At 53.5% G+C, this 316-nt stretch carries 1 protein-coding gene; it reads right to left on the reverse strand.

Features of this window, described 5'->3' with window-relative positions; genetic code table 11:
* Nucleotides 1-316 (reverse strand): zinc-binding dehydrogenase (locus WEIDD23_RS13935; protein ID WP_242865535.1); only part of this gene is annotated, 316 nt, incomplete at both ends.

The following is a 316-nucleotide window of genomic DNA, read 5'->3' on the forward strand; positions in this document are numbered from 1 at the left end:
TCGGCTCCCATTTGACGCGCTGCTTCCAACTTGTCTGGGTTACCATCGACCGCTACCACGTGGGCACCAAACACATTGTGAGCGTACTGGATGGCCAAGTTACCCAAACCACCAGCCCCAACAACTGAAACCCATTGACCTGGCTTTGTTTCGCCGACCTTAAGAGACTTGTACATCGTTACGCCGGCACACGTAATTGATGATGCTTCCATCGGATCAAGACCTTCCGGTACCTTAACCGCATACTTAGCGTTGACGACCACTTGTTGCGCCATTGCGCCATCGACTGAGAAACCAGCATTGCGCACCTTGCGGC

Source organism: Weissella sp. DD23, assembly GCF_001579105.1.
Lineage (GTDB): Bacteria > Bacillota > Bacilli > Lactobacillales > Lactobacillaceae > Weissella > Weissella cibaria.